This window comes from Afipia sp. GW822-FHT03D08 (genome assembly GCF_058801645.1).
Genome location: NZ_JBXANK010000001.1, coordinates 1,492,305 through 1,513,012, shown reverse-complemented (window position 1 = coordinate 1,513,012; position 20,708 = coordinate 1,492,305). Strand labels below are relative to the sequence as shown.

At 58.0% G+C, this 20,708-nt stretch carries 15 protein-coding genes; 11 read left to right on the top strand and 4 right to left on the bottom strand.

Features of this window, described 5'->3' with window-relative positions:
• Window positions 1-132: 132 nt before the first annotated feature.
• Window positions 133-981: a TylF/MycF/NovP-related O-methyltransferase gene (locus tag AC1RM7_RS07525; protein ID WP_024927796.1), complete on the top strand. Its 849-nt coding sequence runs from the start codon at window positions 133-135 to the stop codon at window positions 979-981.
• 21 nt (window positions 982-1,002) lie between these two features.
• Here AC1RM7_RS07525 and AC1RM7_RS07520 read toward each other — a convergent pair whose 3' ends face one another.
• The gene (locus tag AC1RM7_RS07520; RefSeq protein WP_024918885.1) at window positions 1,003-2,442 is read right to left on the bottom strand and encodes a lipopolysaccharide biosynthesis protein; all 1,440 of its coding nucleotides are present in this window, start codon (window positions 2,440-2,442) and stop codon (window positions 1,003-1,005) included.
• A gap of 199 nt (window positions 2,443-2,641) precedes the next feature.
• Between AC1RM7_RS07520 and AC1RM7_RS07515 the strand changes: the two genes are divergently transcribed.
• Window positions 2,642-3,829: a glycosyltransferase gene (locus AC1RM7_RS07515; protein WP_034460909.1), complete on the top strand. Its 1,188-nt coding sequence runs from the start codon at window positions 2,642-2,644 to the stop codon at window positions 3,827-3,829.
• A gap of 8 nt (window positions 3,830-3,837) precedes the next feature.
• Here AC1RM7_RS07515 and asnB read toward each other — a convergent pair whose 3' ends face one another.
• A complete protein-coding gene (asnB, locus tag AC1RM7_RS07510; RefSeq protein ID WP_024918887.1) occupies window positions 3,838-5,772 on the bottom strand; it encodes an asparagine synthase (glutamine-hydrolyzing) in 1,935 nt (644 codons plus the stop codon).
• A 263-nt stretch (window positions 5,773-6,035) separates the two neighbouring features.
• Between asnB and AC1RM7_RS07505 the strand changes: the two genes are divergently transcribed.
• Both AC1RM7_RS07505 and AC1RM7_RS07500 read left to right on the top strand, forming a co-directional pair.
• Complete coding sequence (locus tag AC1RM7_RS07505; protein ID WP_024918888.1) at window positions 6,036-7,475, top strand: glycosyltransferase; 1,440 nt, start codon at window positions 6,036-6,038, stop codon at window positions 7,473-7,475.
• Window positions 7,476-7,550: 75 nt separating this feature from the next.
• Window positions 7,551-8,687, top strand: coding sequence for an acyltransferase family protein (locus AC1RM7_RS07500; protein ID WP_024918889.1), 1,137 nt, complete (start codon window positions 7,551-7,553; stop codon window positions 8,685-8,687).
• 38 nt (window positions 8,688-8,725) lie between these two features.
• Here AC1RM7_RS07500 and AC1RM7_RS07495 read toward each other — a convergent pair whose 3' ends face one another.
• On the bottom strand, window positions 8,726-10,612 hold the full coding sequence (locus tag AC1RM7_RS07495) for a hypothetical protein (protein WP_024918890.1): 1,887 nt from the start codon (window positions 10,610-10,612) through the stop codon (window positions 8,726-8,728).
• Window positions 10,613-10,884: 272 nt separating this feature from the next.
• Between AC1RM7_RS07495 and AC1RM7_RS07490 the strand changes: the two genes are divergently transcribed.
• Window positions 10,885-11,613 (top strand): class I SAM-dependent methyltransferase, encoded by a 729-nt coding sequence (locus AC1RM7_RS07490; protein ID WP_024918891.1) that lies wholly within the window; start codon window positions 10,885-10,887, stop codon window positions 11,611-11,613.
• 48 nt (window positions 11,614-11,661) lie between these two features.
• Here AC1RM7_RS07490 and AC1RM7_RS07485 read toward each other — a convergent pair whose 3' ends face one another.
• Window positions 11,662-12,621 carry a lysylphosphatidylglycerol synthase transmembrane domain-containing protein gene (locus AC1RM7_RS07485; RefSeq protein WP_024918892.1) on the bottom strand — a complete coding sequence of 320 codons (960 nt, stop codon included), beginning with the start codon at window positions 12,619-12,621 and terminating at the stop codon, window positions 11,662-11,664.
• A gap of 216 nt (window positions 12,622-12,837) precedes the next feature.
• Here AC1RM7_RS07485 and AC1RM7_RS07480 point away from each other — a divergent pair, with 216 nt between their 5' ends.
• The 6 genes from AC1RM7_RS07480 (at window position 12,838) to murJ (ending at window position 20,674) form a co-directional block, all read left to right on the top strand.
• The gene (locus AC1RM7_RS07480; RefSeq protein ID WP_024918893.1) at window positions 12,838-14,121 is read left to right on the top strand and encodes a nucleotide sugar dehydrogenase; all 1,284 of its coding nucleotides are present in this window, start codon (window positions 12,838-12,840) and stop codon (window positions 14,119-14,121) included.
• 19 nt (window positions 14,122-14,140) lie between these two features.
• Window positions 14,141-15,157 carry an NAD-dependent epimerase gene (locus tag AC1RM7_RS07475; RefSeq protein ID WP_024918894.1) on the top strand — a complete coding sequence of 339 codons (1,017 nt, stop codon included), beginning with the start codon at window positions 14,141-14,143 and terminating at the stop codon, window positions 15,155-15,157.
• Window positions 15,158-15,181: 24 nt separating this feature from the next.
• Window positions 15,182-16,594 carry a mannose-1-phosphate guanylyltransferase/mannose-6-phosphate isomerase gene (locus tag AC1RM7_RS07470; protein WP_024918895.1) on the top strand — a complete coding sequence of 471 codons (1,413 nt, stop codon included), beginning with the start codon at window positions 15,182-15,184 and terminating at the stop codon, window positions 16,592-16,594.
• A gap of 180 nt (window positions 16,595-16,774) precedes the next feature.
• A complete protein-coding gene (locus tag AC1RM7_RS07465) occupies window positions 16,775-17,788 on the top strand; it encodes a Gfo/Idh/MocA family protein (protein WP_024918896.1) in 1,014 nt (337 codons plus the stop codon).
• A 42-nt stretch (window positions 17,789-17,830) separates the two neighbouring features.
• Window positions 17,831-18,976, top strand: a complete 1,146-nt coding sequence (locus AC1RM7_RS07460) for a DegT/DnrJ/EryC1/StrS family aminotransferase (protein WP_024918897.1) — start codon at window positions 17,831-17,833, stop codon at window positions 18,974-18,976.
• Window positions 18,977-19,144: 168 nt separating this feature from the next.
• The gene (gene murJ / locus AC1RM7_RS07455) at window positions 19,145-20,674 is read left to right on the top strand and encodes a murein biosynthesis integral membrane protein MurJ (RefSeq protein ID WP_006021485.1); all 1,530 of its coding nucleotides are present in this window, start codon (window positions 19,145-19,147) and stop codon (window positions 20,672-20,674) included.
• The last annotated feature ends 34 nt before the right edge of the window (window positions 20,675-20,708 follow it).

Below are 20,708 nucleotides of genomic sequence, written 5' to 3'. Positions count from 1 at the left end.
CACAGCCAAGATAGCAGTTGCTCGCTGTAAACACGATTCACGAGAGGAGAATTCGTGGTGCGGGGTTTCTGATTCAGATATAAGGAAATGGCTGCCGCATTTGGCTGCTGTCAACCTTGGAAATTCTAGATCATGCCGCTCGCAGTTGATTATCGATTTGTGTTGCTCGCGAAGATTGGAGCGATCCTATATCCGCATTACAGGTTCAAATGGCCGCAAATGGACTGGATTCACGATGAGGATTTCAACGCTTATCTAAGCAGGTTCGATGAACTGAATTCTTGGAACAGCGAGCGGCGATGGCTTGTATGGCAATTGATACGACTTACCGAGGATGTTGAAGGCGATACCGCAGAATGCGGAGCTTTTGAGGGTGCGGATTCTTATTTGATTTGCAAAGCAAATAGAGGGCGGCGGCAGCACCATATCTTTGATTCATTCGAGGGACTTTCTCGGCCAGATGGTGCCGACGGAACGTATTGGCAGGAGGGCGGATTAGCCCGTAGTGAAGAGATTGTAGCGCGCAATCTTGCAGAATTTAGTGCCTATACGTTTTATCGAGGATGGATCCCGTCGCGTTTTGAAGAAGTTGCGAGCCGGCGATTTTCCTTTGTTCATATCGACGTCGATCTTCATCAACCGACACTTGATAGTTTGGCATTCTTTTACCCGCGAATGAATAAAGGAGGAATTATTGTTTGCGATGACTACGGTTCGTCTGTTTGTCCAGGGGCAACAAGCGCGGTGAACGAGTTTTTGGCCGATAAATCCGAAAAAATGATTCCGATGCCGTGTGCCGGGGGCTTTTTGATCAAAGGAACTTCAACTACGCCTAGAGTATATTCTCAGTCGTTATCGACATCTGGGTTCGATGAGATGCTGCTTCCGTCGTGGGGGAAAATTTTTGTGCAGATGCTAGCTCTCCCTTTTCAGAGCGCGTTTAGCGCCGCCAAAATAATCCTACGGAAGATAGTCCGGTAGCGGTTTTGAGAATGAATCCGGTTAGCGGATCATCGCGTGCAACGTATTCCCTGCGGTGCGCAAGTCCGCCACGCGGACAGCCCCGAACAGGAGCGGCAGCGCCGTGATGCATGTCAAAGCCAGAAGCTTTAATGCTGCGCTGGTCCAGCCGAGTTCAAGTGGAAAAACGCAAGCGACTATGCCAGCTGCGACGAGCCACATCAGGCAGTGGCGGCTCCAAGGATATGCGACCGGCATGAAGCGTGCTGAGGCCAGCTGCAGCAGAATAAGCATGACCAGAAAGCTTCCGATCATGGCGACAATGATTCCCCATGCACCAAAGTTTGCAGTCAGAGAAAGGGCGGCTGCAAAGAATACAACAGATGCAATAGCTCCGATCCATGCATAATGGATCGTGCGCTGCCTTGCCTGAAGCCCCTGAGCAAATCCGTTTACAAAACAGAACAGACAATAGGCGATCGCCAGGCCGGGTACAAAAAGATATCCGCTGCGAAAAGCTGGTCCCGCCAGAACAACAAACAGTTCGTGGGCAAATACGCAAAGCATTGCTGCGGCCATTAAGAGCGTCGCTGAGTATAGCGAGAAAATGCGAATTTGAGTTTTAGCAATGTCAGGTTCGTCTTTGCGTCGCAGGACAAACGGTGTCCAGACGCTCTCGAAGCTGCCGGACACGACTACGAGAAGTCCAGCGGCTCCGGAAGCAACCAGAAACAGGCCGCTATCATTGACGTGGCCCGCGCGCGTCAAAAAGAATGCCGCAGAGCTCGTAGCTAGCAATACAGCAATCTGCCAAGGCAGCATTTGCAGACCGATACGGCTTGCGGCAGTGAGTTTACGTATCTGAAACTGGCCGGTTAGCCAGTACCTCAAGACAAATAGGTATGCGGTCGTTGTAAACAGTCCCGCAAGAGTGGTGGCAATATATTGGCTTTTGATGGTCAATGAGGCTGAAGCAACAAACCAACCGATTAAGCTGACTTGCAGAATCAAAGCCGGGATCTGAACTATCGGGTAGAGTTTGTGCTTTTCGGTCAATCGAACGATGATGGCAAGACAAAGCGAGCAAGCATTCAGAAACGCGGACAGCGCCCCCAGAGCGATAACGCCGCTGTATGAAGGGGTGTGAAGAAAGAATACGGATATTTCGCGCGAAAGCAGTGCGGTCGCTAGGTACAAGGCAGAAAGTATGCCGCCGATCGACAGGATGATTGTAGTGCTGATAGCACGGCGGGAGGGGTCCGTTTCAGCATTGCTGAATAGTGTTGGCAGTGCCTGTGCCAAACCGAAGCCGAACAGTAAATTGATCAAAGCGGCACCGTTACCGATAAGCAGCATGACCCCGTAGTCAGCAGGGGTCAAAATACGAGTCATCCAGGGGAGCAACAGGAGCCTGGCCGCATTGTCGGCTATAGTAACTGCCAGGTAACCCGCCGATGATCCGAAGATGAATCTCACGCTCATCGGACGTCGTTCGCTCCCAAGCCGTCCGCAGATGTCGCGGGAGGGTGGCTGATCACCGAGGTGGAAAAAATGGACAAAAGGTTTTGACCGGTTGCCGAGGTGCGGCTCTCTATTGGATTAGTTCACTCTCATTATCGACTTAAGCATGCCTGATCCAGTACAAAGAGGTATGCCCCGCGGACCCTCGAAATCGCCCGAAATGCCTGAAGTCTTGTACGTTATTAGCAACCTCGGCATCGGGGGAGCGGAGCGCCATTTGTCGCTTGTGGGGCGCGCCCTGGTCGGCAGGGGGCACGGCGTCTGCGTTTACAGCCTGGCCGGGGATGGCCCTCTCCGTGGGGTGCTGGAGGAGGGCGGCGTCACCGTTTTTGTCCCTCCTGGGAGCCGCGCCGGTTCCGAAGGGTCGTCCATATCTCGTGCAATGCGATCGGCGCTTGCGGCGGTTCATCTCACCTACGTGATGCTGCGAACGCGACCGAGGATTGTGCATTTTTTTCTGCCCGCGGCATATTTGATCGGTGCGGTCGCCGCCGGTCTGGCGCGCGTAAAAATCCGGGTCATGAGCCGCAGAAGCCTCAACGTCTATCAGCGTGGTTACCCGATGATGCGCTGGCTGGAGATGAAACTTCACGGCGGGATGACTGCCATCCTCGGAAACTCCATGGCGGTCGTCCGTCAGTTACGTGACGAAGAAGGGGTCCCTGAAGACAGGCTTGGCCTCATCTACAACGGAATTGAAATTCCGCAGAGCGCCGGCAATCGCATCGCTGTTCGATCTTCGCTCGGGCTTGACGACAAGACATTGGTATTTGTCATTGTTGCCAATCTTATCCCTTACAAGGGACATCTGGATCTCATCAAGGCTTTCAGCCTCGCGCATGACCGGATCGGTCAGCCCTGGCATCTTCTTGTCGTCGGGCGGGACGATGGCATTGAACCCGAACTGCGAGCGGCTGCCAGCCAACTGAACATCGACAAGCACATCTCGTTTCTCGGACTGCGCTCAGATGTCGCCGGTTTGATGTCGGCGAGCGATGTCGGATTGCTGAGTTCGCACCAGGAAGGTTTTTCGAATACGATCCTCGAAGGGATGGCAGCCGGCCTTCCGATGATTGTGACGAACGTCGGAGGCAATGCCGAGGCGGTCGTCGATGGCGACACCGGATTTGTCGTCAGTCCGCATGATCCCGCATCATTCGCGGAAGCGATTGTTCAGCTTGCGGGTGATCCAGCATTGCGCCAGCGTTACGGTGATGCTGGCCTCAAGCGCATTGAAGCGCATTTTCTGTCGAGCACATGTGCAGAAAAGTATGAAGCCCTGTATCGCGGATTAATGCAGGGAGCGCTGCCGCGCAACATTCCCGAGGTGCGTTACAAGACTGTCTGATCGATAGCTCAGCCCCAGCGTTCCCGCCAGCTTTCGAACATCAGCAGATCCCAAAGCAGATACTGCCAGTTTCTGGCGCCGGACAGATGGTCGTGCCAGTAGCGCCGAACCAGGGCGACATCGAAAAGACCGGTTTCCGCCAGCCGCTGTTCCGACAGCAGGTTCTCCGCCCAATCGCGCAGCGGTCCCCGCAACCATTCCGCAAGCGGAACGCCGAAACCCATTTTGGGGCGTTCAACGAGTTCACGGGGAACATGCCGGTAAAGCACCTGCCGCAGGAGCCATTTTGTGACGCCGCCCCGGATTTTCACAGAATGAGGCAGGCGCCAGGCGAGTTCGACCACGCGATGATCGAGCAGGGGGACTCGCGCCTCAAGCGCGATCGCCATGCTGCAACGGTCGACCTTCGTGAGGATGTCGTCTGGCAAATAGGTCACGAGATCGAGGAACTGCATTCTGTCCAGCAGATCCGGAAAATCCTTTCTCACCGATTCATCCCAAAGGATGCCACGGGTTTCTTCAGTTCCCGCCATAAGAGCTGTTGGCTCCCAGTGGCTGACAAGGCGGCGGTAAAGAGCGTCCGCATCGCGGAGCTTCAGTACGGATGCAACCTTGTGAATCTTGTCGCCGAGTTGTGGCGGTGTGAGGCTGCGAGGAAGGACTTTCGAGAGCCTGTCCCAGCGCTCGGTCGGTTGAGAGGTCAACGCGGCAGCGACACCGTTGCGAGCGAATTCCGGCATGAGCGAAAGCGCTTGCCATGAACGAGAGGTCAGTTGGTAACGATTATATCCCGCAAAGAGCTCGTCTCCGCCGTCGCCAGACAGCGCAACGGTGACGTGTTTGCGGGTCATGGCGGAAACGAGATAGGTCGGAATCTGGGAGGAGTCCGCGAACGGCTCGTCGAACATGTCCGCCAGCTTCGGCACGACATCCAGCGCCTCGCGCGCAGTCACCGTGAGTTCGGTATGATCCGTTCCAAGGTGACGTGCAATTGCAGCGGCGTGCGGCGCTTCATTGAATGCGGCCTGCTCGAAACCAATCGAAAATGTCTTCACCGGGCCGGAATTGGCGGCCTTCATCAGCGCAACGACTGTCGATGAATCGATGCCTCCGGAAAGGAACGCACCAAGCGGAACATCCGCCATCATTCGTTTTCCGACGGCGTCTATGAGCAGGGCTTCAAGGCGGTCCGTGAGCGCTGCATCGGTTTCCTTCAGGGGATTTTGGACGCCCTCGATCGCGATTTTTCTGGCGTCCCAGAACTTTTCCAGCTTCGGCTTTCCGCCCCACGGCAATGTCAGAATTGTGCCGGGCTCCAGCTTGAACACGCCTTCATAAACTGTGTGCGGAGCCGGGATGTAGTTGTGCCGCATGAATGAGGCGACAGCGTCGGATCTGATGCGCGGTGTCCAGTCCGGATGCTGGCGCAGCGCCTTCAGCTCCGAAGCGAAGGCGAACAGTCCATCGGTGTGCATCCAGTAGACAGGCTTGATGCCTAGCCGGTCGCGCACAAGAGTCAGGGTGCGGTCTTTCCTGTCCCAGATGGCAAACGCGAACATCCCGATAAGCCGGGAGGCGGTGGCGGCGATGCCATACTCAGCGACCGCCTCGAGGATGACTTCGGTGTCCGAGTGGCCGCGGAATTGATGGCCGGCTGCTTCGAGGTCCGCGCGTATCGCCAGATGGCTATACACCTCGCCATTGTAGCTGATGATGTAACGCCCATCGGCGGAGTGCATTGGCTGGTGGCCGGCCGGCGAGAGATCGACGATCGCGAGCCGCCTGTGAACCAGGGCAATTCCAGCATCGTCGTCGATCCAGACATCGTGGCCATCGGGGCCACGATGTTCCAGACTGAAATCCATCGCTTTCGCGACGGCTCTCATTTTGTCGGCTGCTGATCGGTGCGCCGGGTCGGCGACGAAGCCCGCGATTCCACACATAGTTATGGGGCCGGCAGCCGACGCAGAATATGTGCTTGGGCAATCATCGAAAGCCGGTCTCGACTTGATCTAGTCATGGCGATAAATCGCGGTTACGCACCGGCTTATAGCGAAATATTGGCTGCCGACGCAAACTGCAAAAGCGGCGCCAATCGGACCAAATTGGCCATTACGAAGCTTGTGAAAACCCGATTGTCAGCGCATAAGTTCGCCCGAAACGGGCCTTTTACAGGCTTTGTCATCTCTGGATTTCATGCAGTAAAATGTTGATAGTTTCTGGTTCTGCCCACAAGCAGGCGATCTTCGCTCATTCGGAGGAATATGCAGCCTCGCGCCCCGAGTGGCGGAGCAAAGCTTCATTTTTTCATGGTGAGGATGAAGCCTATCTGCGGTTCCTGATTCCGAAGAATGCGCGCGTTCTTGAAATCGGATGCGGCATCGGCGACACGCTCGCAGCGCTCAAGCCTGCCCATGGCGTGGGCATTGATTTCAGCCCTGCGCTGGTTGGCATCGCTCGCGAGCGGCATCCAGATCTGACATTTGTCGTTGGCGACGCTGAGGATCCCGCCACGATCGCGTCGGTAGAGGGTCCCTTCGACTATATTCTTGTTCTCGACGCGATCGGATCGCTGGACGATTGCCAGAAGTTTCTCGAACAGCTTCATCCGCTTTGCACGCGCGAGACACGTGTCGTGATCGGATACTTCTCGCATCTGTGGCAACCGGTGCTCAAGTTCGCGGAATGGATCGGCCGGCGCATGCCGTTGCCGCCGCAGAATGCACTGGCGCCTGCCGATGTCGCGGCCATCGCTCAACTTGCCGATTATGAGCCGGTGAAATCCGAGCAGCGAATGCTGATGCCTGTGTCGCTGTTTGGCCTCGGGCATCTGATTAACCGCTTTATCAGCGTTCTGCCCGTATTCCGTTTCTTCGCCTTGCGTCATTACTCTGTTTGCCGGTCATGGCCGGCGGCGAGGGAGGACCTCAAATCGGCGACAGTCGTGATTCCTGCGCGCAACGAACGTGGAAACATCGAGCCTGCGGTGCAGCGGCTGCCGCAGTTCTGCGATGACATCGAAATCATCTTTATCGAAGGTCACAGCAAGGACGGTACCTTCGAGGAGATGGAGCGCGTCAAGGCGGCGTATCCGGACAAGGACATCAAGCTGATGCGCCAGCCCGGCAAGGGCAAGGCGGACGCCGTGTTCACAGCCTACGATGTGGCTCGCGGCGACGTCCTGATGATCCTCGACGCCGATCTTACCATGCCGCCCGAGCAGTTGCCGAAATTCTGGGAGGCGATCAAATCGGGGAAGGGCGAATTCATCAACGGCTCGCGACTCGTTTACCCGCTTGAGGATGACGCCATGCGCTTTCTCAACCTGATCGCGAACAAGATATTTTCCTATCTGTTCTCGTGGCTGCTGAATCAGCGCTATACCGACACCCTCTGCGGGACCAAGGTGATGCGGCGGTCGGACTATTACCGGCTTCGCGACGGCAAGGCCTATTTCGGAGACTTCGATCCGTTCGGTGATTTCGACCTCATTTTCGGGGCGTCGAAGCTCAATCTTAAGACGATCGATCTGCCGATCCGCTATGCCGCCCGGTCCTATGGCGAAACACAGATTTCGCGTTTCCGGCATGGCGTGATGTTGCTGAGAATGGTGGTGTTCGCATTCTTCAAGATCAAAGCGATCTGAGGCGTCTGGGAATTTTGCCAATCGACAACTCTTCGTATTGGCTCGGTGTATAGTTTCCGTAGGAGATGCCGGTCTATGGTCGTTGCCGAGATAGTCCCATACAGGCCCTACGTTCTCCCCAAGCAGATACCCGCATTGACAGGTCTGCGGGCTGTGGCTGCTCTTCTTGTTCTCGGAATCCATACCGATCAAACAGAGCCATCGCAGATTAAGACGTTCTTGCCATTCCTCGGCCAGGGGCATTTGGGGGTGGATTTGTTTTTCATTCTCTCGGGATTTATTATTACGCACGTCTATCTGGCAAACCTCAGGGAGCCAAGTTGGCGCGCAGTCCGCATCTTTCTGTGGCATCGCCTCGTCAGGCTTTATCCCGTACACGTAACCGTACTGTTCGGTCTGATCTGCATGATCAGCATAGCGAAGTCCGCTCACCTTGAATTCAATGGGGCGGGTTGGGAATATGTTGACTTGATATGGCATCTTCTTTTGGTGCAGGCGTGGGGTGTGAGCAATATTCCAACCTGGAACGTGCCTTCTTGGTCGATCAGCGTGGAATGGTTCATGTATCTGATGTTCCCCCCACTTGCGCCGCTCTTGGCTCGAATAAACAATGGCAATTCGGCGCTCGTTCTGGCGGCGATCTCCCTGATGGCGATGACTGGTGCTTTCGTTCTGTTCGGCTGGCCGCTTAGTAGTTGGGTTGGAGTGCCCGCATTGGCGCGGGTAGCTGGCGAGTTTTTATGCGGCGCGACGCTATGTCGTGGGTTGAGTCTCGATACGCGATTTGGTCGGGGACGATGGTCAGGCGATGCGATCGGGGCGGGCGCGTTTGCGGCCTTTCTCGTCTGCAGCTCGATGGCACTTTCGGAGTTTCTGTCGGTTGGTCTGCTGGCTGTCGCAATCGCCGGTGTAGCAGAATCCAGTGGACTGCTGTCGCGAATACTTTCATGCGCGCTATTGGTTTGGCTGGGAGAGATATCCTACTCCGTGTACATGGTACATTTTCCGGTTTTGATTGTTCTTCGTCGTTTGTTCGAGAAGATCGGATATGCGGGCTTGCCCCAGATCGGACGGGTCGACGCTTTTTTCGTTACGGCTCTGCCGATCATTGCCGTATCGGCAGTCGTTTTTTATGTCGTGGAGCGTCCGGTGCGGACAAGGCTGCGAGATCGAATGGGAATTCTTCGTGCGCCGTCCGCCGTCGTTAGCTGACGCGTCGGCAGCGCCGAATTTCAATCGAAGCTGTCCGGCTAATTTGCTCGCGTGATTTCAGTGAATAAAGTTTTGGTCTGCGCGCAGAACGTAGTGAACTTGGAAGGGCCGTCAGCAAAGCCCACCGGACCAAGAACATGCCGCAACGATTCTGAGCGGGTATCATACGCGAGCAGCACCGTGGCGGGCGCGGAAAGAGATCGCCACGTCTGCTTTGCTTCATTTGCCTCCGAAACCCAAAAATCAGTCGGCCGGATATTTGGAGCGATGCTGGGTTTATTGGAGTCGTTCAAGATATTGATTCGTGCGGATCCATATCCAATTCGGATGCCAAGTTCCGTTTCATTTGCTTTGCATTGATGGCCGGTGGCTATCACCGCGGATTGGTTGAGTTGATTGAGTTTAGGCGCGAGCATTGAAACGATCGCGACTACGGCGACGGCAGAGAAAGCCGAGATTCCGATAATTGATCTCACCTGTTTTTTTGGGCGAATGACCACCGGCGGTCGAAGCGCCGTCAGAACGATGGCCATCGTTGCCGCGGTGAAAGGGAAGGTCGCGGCTGTAAGTCGAATGCCACCGTCAAGATAGAAAAACGGTAATGAGCCGACAAACGCGAGCAGCTGCACGATGAGGAAATAATGAAATCGGTCGAGATCGTTGCGCGACCGAATGAGGTTGAAAATGCCAACGCCAAGCAACGGCAAAACAAGGATGCCGGCTACGACGACGTGGATCGTGTGCCATGGCAACCCGCCATCGGATCCATCTGCAATTAAGCGAAGAATGTGGGCGGGAAACGTTGCAATTCCTAAGGCGAGGCTTTTTGTTAGTCCCCAAATCAGCAAATACGGCTTCGTTACGATGGCCTCAAAGGCTTTTTGGTAAAGGAAGTTTGCTATTTTGCCGTCATCGGCCCCGGCTAGTTGCGGGAAATCTGTTAATCCCTGAACCCAGTTGGTGCCGCCCTGTGACAAGCCGTAGATTGTGTAGGAGAAGTTTGAAAGAAGCGTGCCATTAGCCGTTCCGTAAAGAAGGATGATGACATGATTGACAAGCCATGCGATCCCAATTGCGATGGTGGTGGCGAGTATGCTGCTAACTCGGCGTTTCCAATTCGCTGAAAAAAACAGTGCTGCGAATATTACGCATGCAGGTAACGCAAACATTGCGCCGGCTCTCGCCAGCAAGGCAAGTGCCAGCGCAAAAGTTCCGAGCGCGTATAGCGATAGACGTTTGTTGGCAACCCCGCTCCATAAGAGGGCGAAACTAAAAAGTCCTAAGCTGATCCCGAGCGGTTCGCTCAACGTCCTATGGAGACAGCAACTCAGAAATGAGAAGTTGAGCACGAAGAACGCGAGCCCGGCCGATCTGCCATGGGTTTGATATATAGCGCATGTCGATGAGAAAAGCGCGATGGCAGCGAGCAACGCCTGAATGAGCAGGGCGCTGAAAAAGTTATTGCCGGTCAAAATAAGTCGCGCTGCCAAAAAAGCTGCGTTGAGTGGACGCCGCTCGTTCCACGGTGTTAAAGTCCCGTCGTAGACAAGCCGCTCCGCTCCCTCGAAATAGCCGGCAGCATCGCTATAAGGTAAAACGCCGCCAATCGCGCTAACGTCTTGAGTGCCTCCATTCGACCAATTGATCAAAACGGCAAGAAAGCAAAGCGCCGCAGCGGAAGATACAATCATTATAGCGACCGTCGTCGCATCGAATAGTGTGACCAGTTGAGCAGGCCAGGCAGCGCGTGTTTTCTGAATAGCGATGCTTTCACAAAGCAGAACGACAGCGACCGCAAGAGTGACATATCGGGATATTGGATTTAGGTATCGGAGCGTTCCATACTGCGTTTGCAGTTCAAAAAGACCCCACACTAGCAAGAGCGGCACCGCTCCCAATGCCAGCCGCAGCGCTGCGCGTTTCATCGAAGTTTCCCCAACCGAAAATGAATTATTTAAGTGCTGTTGAATGAGGGTGGGTTGGCATTTTTTCCCCGGCAATACCGCTTTCTGACTATTAATCCGATGAGAGAGGCGCGTCGATCCTTCTTTTAAAGCGCCACGGCCGCGGTGCGCGCTTGACCGGCTTCTCAAAGTAAAATGAGGCGCCGGGATATAAAAGTGACCGGCTTGGTGGCAATATCGAGCGAGCATGGAATGTGTTTCGATCGGGTGAGGAAATGGAAGTAAAAAAATTAATGTCCGGTGTTCTTGACGACTATCGTTCGATTTGGGAGCGAAAACCGGTTCTGCGGGCCGTCTATAATGACATTTTCGACCGGATAGCCAGCCGTACCGTTTCGGGAACGACTCTTGAAATCGGTGGTGGCATCGGCAATCTGAAGGAACGGATCGACGACCTTATTTCGTCGGACATTCAGTTCGCGCCATGGCTCGATCTGGTGGCCGATGCGCAAAAGCTTCCATTTGCCGACGGTGCGTTGTCCAACATCGTGATGCTCGACGTGCTTCATCATATCGAATTTCCGGCATTGTTGTTTCGCGAGGCATCGCGCGTGTTGCGTCCGGGCGGCCGGATCATCATGGCGGAGCCGGGCATTACGCTGGGAAGCAGGCTGTTCTATCGCTTGCTGCATCATGAGCCTGTGCAGATGGATGCGAACCCGCTGCTGGAGGGGGCTCCGGATCGATCGCGCGACCCTTACGATTCCAATCAGGCGATCCCGACATTGCTGGCGACCAGTTATCGCGAGCAGTTCCACGCGAAATTTCCGGATCTGACAATCAGCGAAACGCAATGGTTCTCGTTTGTCGCCTATCCGTTTAGCGGCGGATTCAGGCCATGGTCGCTGATGACCGAGCCGATGGCGCGGGGGATGCTGTGGTTCGAGAAGCATGCCGAGGGCGTTCTTGGCCGCCATTTCGGCTTTCGTCTATTGACCGTGGTCGAGAAGCAAGGCCGCTAGCCTTATATCTTGCGCACTGATGGCGCTGGCCTGGCCAGCGCAGAGCGGTTATTCGCCCTCGGGAACGGCATGGGATATCTCGGACGTCTTCTCAGCGCTGAGAATCCAGATCAGCCCGCCGATGGCGCCGACGACGAAGGATGACGCGCCGAACAGAAGGGACACCACGGTGCCGTCGGTGGGCGCGAGACCGGCATAGCCGAACGCAACCATCATCGTCGCCTCGCGCACCCCCCAGCCGGCGATCGAAATCGGCAGCATGGTGATCAGCATGATCGGCGGCACCAGCAGGAACAATTGCTCGAAGGCCGCCGGAGCGGCGATAGAGCGAACCGCGCACCAGGCGATCACCACGGCCATCACATGAATGAGTAACGAGAGGACGGCAACTTTCGGTCCGCTGCTGCGGTTGAAGATCACCTGATTGGCGATCACCGCGCAGGCATGGATGTGGCGCAGCGGCCAGAGGGTCTTGAGCCAGTTCCAGCGCAGCGCGCCGTAAACGAGAAAGCCGAGGCCGGCCGAGATTGCGGCAACGTCGACCAGCAGCAGCGCGAGGCGTCCGCGCGGACTGCCGATCAGGTCGTAGCTCCACGGAAGGCTCGCGACCACGATCAGCGCAAGCGCGATCAGACCAATGGCGCGGTCGACGAGAACTGAGTAAGTGGCGGCGCGCCAGCCTGCACCCGTGTGCCGTACAAGCCAGAGCCGCATCGCGTCGCCGCCGATCGTGGACGGCAGCGTCTGATTGAAGAACGCGCCGATCATGTTGTAACGGAAGGCCTGACCTGTCCCGAGCGGTGCGGCGCATCGCGCGCTGATCTCGCGCCAGCGCAGCGCGCCAAGGAAAATCTGGAAGATCGTCGCCAGCACGGCGAGCAAGAACCAGCCGGGGCTGATCTGGCTCAGGCGGGACTGGATCGCTGCGAAATTGATGCCGCGAAACGCGATATAGAGCAGCGCCGCCGACACCAGTATTCGAGCGGCAAGAAGGAGAAATCCGCGCATTCCGGACCGCGATGGTTAATGTTGCTGAATATCTGACAAGGAGCGCTGAATACAGCGCTTGAGGGCCCTTTTCAGGGGTCTTGGTATGGCTTTAGGGCTGTTCTGGCAATAGGTAAGGTCCGCTATTGCCGCCGCCGCCGCACGGCGGCTAAAGAGGGCGGCTTGTTCGGGGCATCTGGCGTGGTGACGCCTGTTGAGGCTTGGGGACGGAAACGCGTGACACACGGGCGCAAAATTGCGGTCATTGGACTGGGTTATGTCGGATTGCCGGTCGCGGCCGCTTTTGCCCGCGCCGGGGTTCCGGTGACCGGTTTCGATATCGATCAGCGGCGCATCACTGAACTGTGTAATTTTCATGATCGCACCAACGAAGTCGAGGCGGCCGATCTGCGCCATGCGTCGCTTTCGTTCACGCACGACGTGAGTGCGCTGGCCTCGTCCGACTTCTTCATTGTCACGGTTCCGACACCAATCGATGAAGCGCGCCAGCCTGATCTCGGCGCCATGTTCGCTGCCTCACGCACGGTCGGCACCGTGCTGAAGAAGGGCGATATCGTCGTCTATGAATCGACCGTTTATCCGGGCGCTGTCGAAGACGAATGCGTGCCGCTTCTGGAGAAAGCATCCGGCCTCAAGGCAGGAACTGATTTCAAGGTCGGCTACTCGCCCGAGCGTATCAACCCCGGTGATAAGCAGCACCGCTTCGAGACCATCATGAAAGTAGTGTCGGCGCAGGACGCGCCAACCCTCGACATCGTCGCCGACGTCTATGGGTCGGTTGTGACCGCGGGCATTCACCGCGCGCCGTCCATCAAGGTCGCGGAAGCTGCCAAGGTGATCGAGAATACGCAGCGCGATCTGAATATCGCTTTCATGAACGAGCTGTCGTTGATCTTCCAGGCTCTGAACATCGACACCGGCGACGTGCTGGCCGCAGCGCGCACCAAATGGAATTTCATGCCGTTTCAGCCGGGTCTCGTCGGCGGACACTGCATCGGCGTCGATCCCTACTACCTGACCTATCGTGCGGAGCGGGCAGGGTATCATCCTGAAGTTATTCTGGCGGGGCGCCGCATCAATGACGGGATGGGCCAGCGCGTTGCCCGCGAATGCATCAGAGGTCTGCTGCGGCGTAAGAGTAGCGGCGGTATCGTTACAATTCTCGGACTGACCTTCAAGGAAGATGTGCCGGATACGCGCAACTCACGTGTCGTCGATATTATCCGTGAACTGGAGTCATTCGGCCTCAATGTGCAGGTCAGCGATCCGATGGCAGACCCTGCGGATGCCATGCACGAGTATGGTGTGAAGCTGATTGATTCTGGTTCGTTGCAGCCCGCCGATGCAATCATCGTCGCGGTCGCCCACAAGACTTACGTCGATGCGGGATGGCCCATGATCCAGAAATTGTTGAAGGGCGGAAGCGGTCTCGTTCTCGACGTAAAGATGCGGCTCGATCGCGACAGGCTGCCCGCCGGCATCGAGTTGTGGCGCCCTTGATTGCTGGATGGTGAAAAGAATGTCGGATGAGACAATACTCGTTACGGGAGCCGCGGGCTTTATCGGCTTCCACGTCACACAGAAACTCTTGCAGGCCGGCCGCCGTGTCGTCGGACTGGACAACATCAACAGCTACTACGATCCGAAACTGAAGGAAGCGCGCCTCGACGTGCTGAAAAACGATCCGGCCTTCAGCTTCGTCAAGCTCGATCTCGCCGACAGGTCTGGCGTGGCGGACTTGTTCGGCACCCACCGCTTTCCCGTGGTCATCCATCTCGCGGCACAGGCGGGTGTGCGGTACTCGCTCGAAAATCCCCACGCCTATGTCGACGCAAATCTTCAGGGCTTCACGAATATCCTTGAAGGCTGCCGGCACAATGCATGCCGCCATTTGCTGTACGCGTCGTCGTCATCGGTGTACGGCGCCAATACCAAGCTGCCGTTCTCGGTGCACGACAGCGTCGATCATCCCATCAGTCTCTATGCCGCCTCGAAGAAGGCGAATGAACTGATGGCGCATGCCTACAGCCATCTTTACCGCATTCCCTCGACCGGCCTGCGGTTCTTCACGGTGTACGGGCCGTGGGGCCGTCCGGACATGGCGATGTTCCTGTTCGCCAAGGCCATTCTTGAGGGGCAGCCGATCAAGCTGTTCAATCACGGCAACATGCAGCGCGATTTCACCTACGTCGATGACGTGACGGAAGCCATCGTGCGGCTGATCGATCACGCGCCCAAGGGACAGGCCAAGGCGCCGGACGCTGCTCCCGATCCCGGGACGAGCGCCGCGCCCTGGCGGGTTTTCAATGTCGGCAACAATCATCCCGAGGAATTGCTCAAGGTCGTGGCGCTCCTTGAAAAGGAGTTCGGACGCACCGCGGTCAAGGACATGCTGCCGATGCAGCCGGGTGATGTGCCTGCCACTTACGCCGATGTCGATGATTTGATGCGTGAAGTCGGTTTCCGTCCTTCCACCACGATCGAAGACGGCATCGCGCGGTTCTCGGCGTGGTTTCGCGACTATCATCGGCTATAAGCCTCTGAAACATTTTGAGGACGCATGAGCGAGCGAATTATTCCACTGATTATGTGCGGCGGTGCAGGCACGCGGCTGTGGCCGGCTTCGCGCGAAGGGCGTCCCAAGCAATTCCTTCGGCTGTTCGGTTCGAACTCCACCTTTCAGGAAACGATGCTTCGCGTAAGCGATCCGAAGCTGTTCGTGCGGCCCATCGTCATTACCAATGCGGCCTATCGCTTCATGGTGCTCGAGCAACTCGGCGAAATCGGGCTCGAAGCGGATATCCTTCTCGAGCCGGCACGGCGCGATTCCGGCCCTGCGATCGCCACCGGCGCGGCTTTCGCGCTGACCCGCGATCCGGATGCGGTTGTGCTGGCGTTGGCCGCGGATCACGTGGTGCGCGATGCGGCTGCGTTCGTTGATGCCTGCCGGAAAGCGCTGAGCGTTGCGAATGCCGGCAGCATCGTCACGTTCGGTGTTCTGCCGGAGCGGCCCGCGACCGAATACGGCTACATCCGGCCCGGCGAGGTTGTGTCCGGTGATGTTCGGAAGGTCTCGAAATTTGTCGAGAAGCCGGACCCCGCGACCGCGGCGGGCTACGTTGCCGACGGCTATCTGTGGAACTGCGGTAACTTCATGTTTCGCGCCCAGATGCTGCTTGATGAATACCGCGGCGTCGATCCCGACAGCGTCAGCACGCTCGTCGATGCGGTGGCCAACGCCGGCCGCGATCTCGATTTCGTCACGCTCCCGCTCGAGTCGTTCGGGAAAGCGACGCCGATCTCGATCGACTATGCCGTCATGGAAAAAACCACCCAGGCTGCCGTTGTGCCGGTTGATTGTGGCTGGTCCGATGTCGGCTCCTGGCACGCGGTGTGGGAGCTGTCGGACAAGGACGAGCACGGCAATGTTTCGCAGGGGCTGACGGTGTTCGAGGACTCGCGCAACTGCAATGTCTCGACCGACAAGGCACTGGTCGCGCTGGAAGGCGTCGACGATCTTGTTGTCGTGGCGACGCAGGACGCCATTCTGGTGTCCCGCCAGAACGATCCCAACGGTCTGAAGCGGCTGGTCGGCAAGCTGCGAACCGTGGCCCCGCAGGTGACCGAAGACCATATCAAGGTGCATCGGCCGTGGGGGTCATACCAGTCGCTCGATATCGGCGAGCGTCATCAGGTAAAGCGGATTATCGTAAAGTCCGGCGGGCGTCTGTCGCTGCAAAAGCATCACCACCGGTCCGAACACTGGATCGTCGTGCGCGGCACGGCGCTGGTGACGGTGAATGAGATGCAGAAGATGGTTCACGAGAATGAGTCCATCTACATCCCGATCGGCGCAGTCCATCGCATGGAGAACCCCGGCAAGATTCCGCTGGAACTGATCGAGGTCCAGACCGGCAGCTATCTCGGCGAAGACGACATCATCCGCATCGAGGACGACTACCGGCGCTCGTAAACCGGAATCCCTCTGGAAATATTCCAGTTTTCAACGGGTTACGCCGGCCGCCGATGTAATTCTTTGAATCAAAACGTGTCCGAATTCCGGGCTCGTTCGTTCGCCACACATGTGACGGCATGCTAGGACATTTGCGGCGAGTGGGCAGGTGGCTCGTGCCCGGTTTCAAGGAATCAGATGATGAGTTCGACGGCGTCGACGAAGAATACGGCTGGCAATGAAAAGGCGCTGCGCATTGGCGTTGTTGGCGCGGGTGTCATGGGCACCAATCATGCCCGCGTGCTTGCCGGTCTGCCCGGTGTCGAACTTGTCGGCATTGTCGATCCGCTTCAGGCGCATCGCACCCGCGCGGTAGAGATCGTTGGCTGCCCGACTTTCGCGACTCTTGAAGAGATGCTCGACACCGGACCCGATGCGGTCACCATTGCCGCGCCGACGCATCTCCACCGCGATGTTGCGCTCGCCTGCATCGCGCGAAAGATTCACGTCCTCGTCGAGAAGCCGATCGCGTCTTCTGTCGAGGAAGGGAACGAGATCGTCACCGCCGCCCGCAGCGCCGGCGTCACGCTGATGGTGGGTCACGTCGAGCGCTTCAATCCGGCGGTGGCGGCGATCAAGCAGGCGATCAAGGATGAGGAAATTCTGTCGATTGCGATTACCCGCGTCGGCCCGTTTCCGCCGCGCATGTCCAATGTCGGCGTGGTGATCGATCTCGCGGTCCACGACATCGACCTGATCCGCTGGTTTACGGAATCCGACATCGTTGACGTGCAGCCGCAGCTTGCGAGCGCTGTTGCCGAGCGCGAAGATATCGCGCTGCTTCAGTTCCGCACCGCCTCCGGCGTGCTTGCGCATATCAACACCAACTGGCTGACGCCGTTCAAGGCGCGCAGCGTCACCGTGGCGACGCGCGGCAAGTACGTTCAGGGCGACTTGCTGACGCGGCAGGTGACCGAATGCTTCGGTTTCCAGCGCGACGGCAGCTACTCGATGCGGCATCTGTCGGTTGGCCATGACGAGCCTCTGCGCGCCGAACTGGTTGCCTTCCTCGATGCCGTGCGCAGCGGGAATGCGCCTGCGGTCACCGGCGACGAAGGCGTCGCAAGCCTCGAAATCGCGATCAAGTGTCTCGATGCTCCGGCCGGCTCGATTGCCGCGCCGCTGCGCAAGGGACCGCGCGCCGTCGCAAGCTGACGGCAACATCGAACATCTTTCGGAATGGATTCGGCACGCACCATGAACCAGCATCTGCGATCAGAACCCGTGGCTTTTATCGACATCGGTGCGCAGCGCCGCCGCCTCGGTACGAAGATTGACGACGCCGTTGCGCGCGTGTTGACCCATTGCCAGTTCATCAACGGTCCCGAGGTCGCCCAGCTTGAAGCCGATCTGGCGGCGTTCTGCGGCGCCAGGCACGTGGTCGCCTGCGCCAGCGGCACGGATGCGTTGTTGATGGTGCTGATGGCGCAGGGCATCGGCCCCGGAGACGCGGTGCTCTGTCCATCGTTCACCTTCTGCGCCACCGGCGAAGTGGTCGCGCTTGCCGGTGCGACGCCGGTATTTGTCGATGTGAATGAGGCATCGTTCAACATGGACATCGCGTCCCTGAAGAAGGGTATCGCCACCGCCCGCAAGCTCGGCCTGAAACCAAAAGCGATCGTGCCGGTCGATCTGTTCGGCCAGAGCGCGGACCATGACGCGATTGCCGAAGTCGCCAGGAGCGAAGGCCTGTTCGTGCTCGACGACGCCGCGCAGTCCTTCGGCGCCACCTACAAGGGCAAGCGTCTCGGCACGTTCGGTCTGGCGACGGCGACCAGCTTCTTTCCGGCCAAGCCGCTCGGTTGCTACGGCGACGGCGGCGCCATCTTCACGAACGATGCCGATCTTGCCGAGCGCCTGCGAAGCATCAGGGTACACGGGCAGGGCACCGAGAAATACGACAACGTCCGTCTCGGTCTGACCGCGCGGCTGGACACCATGCAGGCCGCGATCCTGATCGAGAAGCTGAAGATTTTCGACGACGAGATCGAGGCGCGTAACAAGGTCGCGAACCGCTATTTCGATGCGCTGCATAACATCGTGATCGCGCCGCGTGTGGCGGACGGCAATGTGTCGACCTGGGCGCAGTACACCATCCGCCTGCCCAAGGGCGGCCGCGAGGCATTCGCCGATGCCCTCAAGGCGCAGGGCATTCCGACCGCGATCTACTATCCGAAGTCCATGCACCAGCAGACGGCCTACAAGCACTATCCGACCGTGGAGGGCGGGCTCCCGGTCAGCGAGAAACTGTCCGCGGATGTCATCAGCCTGCCGATGCATGCCTACCTCGATCAGGCTGCGCAGGACCGCGTCATCAAGGCTGTGCGCGACGCGCTATCCTGAATTTTGCCAGAACTGCCAGATGATCGTCATGCCCGGGCTTGTCCCGGGCATCCGCGTCTTGGTGGCAACGTCAAAAAGACGTGGATGGCCGGAATAAATCCGGCCATGACGGGGCAGGTCAGGACTTCACCGGTTCGCGAACGGGACATCATGCGGTAGGACTAGCGGATGCTCGGACGCATTTTCACCGTCGGCGGCTATACCCTTCTTTCGCGGGTCACCGGGTTCGCGCGCGACATCATGCTTGCGGCGATCCTCGGCGCCGGCCCCCTGGCCGATGCCTTTTTCGTGGCGCTGCGGCTCCCCAATCACTTCCGGGCGATCTTTGCGGAGGGGGCTTTCAATGCCGCCTTCGTGCCGGCCTATGCGCATGTCCATGGCGAGCGCGGCGAGGCCGCGGCAAAGCTGTTCAGCGATCGCATCTTCACCCTGCTGTTCGTTTCGCAGGTCGTGCTGCTGGTCCTGGCGATGGTTTTCATGCCGCAGGCGATGTCGATCCTCGCGCCGGGCTTCACCGACGATCCGGCGCAGCGCAATCTTGCGATCGAACTCACCCGGATCACGTTTCCCTATCTGCTGCTGATCACGCTGGTGACGCTGTATGGCGGGATGCTCAATGTCATGCACCGGTTCGCCAGCGCGGCGGCGGCTCCGATCTTCCTGAACCTGTCGATGATGGCGACGCTGGCGCTGGCCGCGTTCTTTCCGACCGCCGGACATGCGGCGGCATGGGGCGTGCTGATCTCGGGTTTCCTGCAATATGTCCTGCTTGCAGGCGACGCCAAGGTTCACGGTATTCTCCCCAAGTTCACCTCGCTGAAGCTCGATGAAGATGTGCGCGGGTTCTTCCGCGCGCTTGGTCCTGCGACGCTGGGTTCGATGGGGACGCAGGTCGCGCTGTTCGCCGATACGATCATTGCGACGTTCCTGGCCGCCGGTGCGCTATCGGCGCTGTATTATGCGGACAGGCTCAACCAGTTGCCCATCGGGGTAATCGGCATTGCCATCGGCACCGTGCTGCTGCCGGAAATGTCACGGCGAATTACCGCCGGCGATCATGAGGGCGCGATTGCTTCGCAGCGGCGCGCATTCGACTTCACATTGCTATTCTCGGTCCCCTTCGTCGCCGCCTTTCTTGTCGTTCCTGATGTCATCATGCGCGCCATGTTTGCGCGGGGCGCGTTCTCGAAAGCCGATGCGGCCGCCGCCGGTGCGACGCTCGCGGCCTACGCGGTCGGACTCATTCCATTTGTTCTGATCAGGAGCGCCGTCGCCACTTTCTATGCCCGCAAGGACACCGCGACACCCGTCAAGGCTGCGCTCACCGGCGTGGCCGTCAATGTCGGGCTGAAACTCGCGCTGGTCGGGTCGCTGGCGCAAATCGGGCTCGCGCTGGCCACGGCCGTCGGCGCATGGGTGAATCTGCTGCTTGTTGTGCTCTTTGCGGTGCGCCGCAAGTTCTTCGTGTTCGATCGGGCTTTTCTTGTGTCCTTGGCGAAGTTCGCGACAGCGGGTGTGGTATTGGCTGCGGCCCTGTGGCTCGCGTCCCGCTGGGCGGCGACAGCATTGGCCGGGATGACATCGCTTCGCGATGAAACCGCTCTCGGAATTTTGATCGTGGTCGGCGTCATTGTTTACGGCGGCAGCGTGTTGCTGCTGTTCGGAAAGCGATGGCTGACAGCGCTGATTCGCGGGTAAGCCATTTGCGCTTCCTTCCATTCCGCTGCATGAT

What these genes read in the sequence shown, in the direction of transcription:
- AC1RM7_RS07470 (WP_024918895.1), top strand. Translation starts at nt 15,182, where the DNA reads ATGAGCGAGCGAATTATTCCACTGATTATGTGCGGCGGTGCAGGCACG.
- AC1RM7_RS07505 (WP_024918888.1), top strand. Translation starts at nt 6,036, where the DNA reads ATGTTGATAGTTTCTGGTTCTGCCCACAAGCAGGCGATCTTCGCTCAT.
- AC1RM7_RS07475 (WP_024918894.1), top strand. Translation starts at nt 14,141, where the DNA reads ATGTCGGATGAGACAATACTCGTTACGGGAGCCGCGGGCTTTATCGGC.
- AC1RM7_RS07515 (WP_034460909.1), top strand. Translation starts at nt 2,642, where the DNA reads ATGCCTGAAGTCTTGTACGTTATTAGCAACCTCGGCATCGGGGGAGCG.
- AC1RM7_RS07485 (WP_024918892.1), bottom strand. Translation starts at nt 12,621, where the DNA reads ATGCGCGGATTTCTCCTTCTTGCCGCTCGAATACTGGTGTCGGCGGCG.
- AC1RM7_RS07520 (WP_024918885.1), bottom strand. Translation starts at nt 2,442, where the DNA reads ATGAGCGTGAGATTCATCTTCGGATCATCGGCGGGTTACCTGGCAGTT.
- AC1RM7_RS07525 (WP_024927796.1), top strand. Translation starts at nt 133, where the DNA reads ATGCCGCTCGCAGTTGATTATCGATTTGTGTTGCTCGCGAAGATTGGA.
- AC1RM7_RS07495 (WP_024918890.1), bottom strand. Translation starts at nt 10,612, where the DNA reads ATGAAACGCGCAGCGCTGCGGCTGGCATTGGGAGCGGTGCCGCTCTTG.
- AC1RM7_RS07465 (WP_024918896.1), top strand. Translation starts at nt 16,775, where the DNA reads ATGAGTTCGACGGCGTCGACGAAGAATACGGCTGGCAATGAAAAGGCG.
- AC1RM7_RS07490 (WP_024918891.1), top strand. Translation starts at nt 10,885, where the DNA reads ATGTCCGGTGTTCTTGACGACTATCGTTCGATTTGGGAGCGAAAACCG.
- murJ (WP_006021485.1), top strand. Translation starts at nt 19,145, where the DNA reads ATGCTCGGACGCATTTTCACCGTCGGCGGCTATACCCTTCTTTCGCGG.
- AC1RM7_RS07500 (WP_024918889.1), top strand. Translation starts at nt 7,551, where the DNA reads ATGGTCGTTGCCGAGATAGTCCCATACAGGCCCTACGTTCTCCCCAAG.
- asnB (WP_024918887.1), bottom strand. Translation starts at nt 5,772, where the DNA reads ATGTGTGGAATCGCGGGCTTCGTCGCCGACCCGGCGCACCGATCAGCA.
- AC1RM7_RS07460 (WP_024918897.1), top strand. Translation starts at nt 17,831, where the DNA reads ATGAACCAGCATCTGCGATCAGAACCCGTGGCTTTTATCGACATCGGT.